We start from the raw sequence: 255 nt of genomic DNA, 5'->3' as shown, positions 1-255 counted from the left end.
GTGCGTGTGCCCAGCAACCGGCCAGCGTTGCGTTTGTTGATTCATAAGCTTGGTAGCCATCCACATTAAGATATCCGTCGAACCCTTGTAAAAAATCGATGGCACATTGCGCACTTCGTGTGGGTTGAAAGTCGTATAACACAATATTGGGGATCGGGCTTTGTTTGTCAGGTCCATCTTTACCGGTGCAATAGAGCCACATATAACAGTTCGAACGCGCTTCTTTAATGACATTGAGCGTTGTTTCATCCGCTT

Annotated in this window: 1 protein-coding gene; it reads right to left on the bottom strand. The window is 46.7% G+C overall.

What is annotated here, in order from left to right:
* Positions 1–255, bottom strand: a 255-nt coding sequence (locus tag V6259_RS20165) for an IS66 family transposase (RefSeq protein ID WP_341586001.1), incomplete at both ends; no start/stop codon positions are given.

It is taken from the genome of Marinomonas sp. TI.3.20 (assembly GCF_038155025.1).
Lineage (GTDB): Bacteria > Pseudomonadota > Gammaproteobacteria > Pseudomonadales > Marinomonadaceae > Marinomonas > Marinomonas flavescens.
The sequence above is the reverse complement of the archived record's forward strand: the minus strand, read 5'-3'. Positions and strand labels throughout refer to the sequence as shown.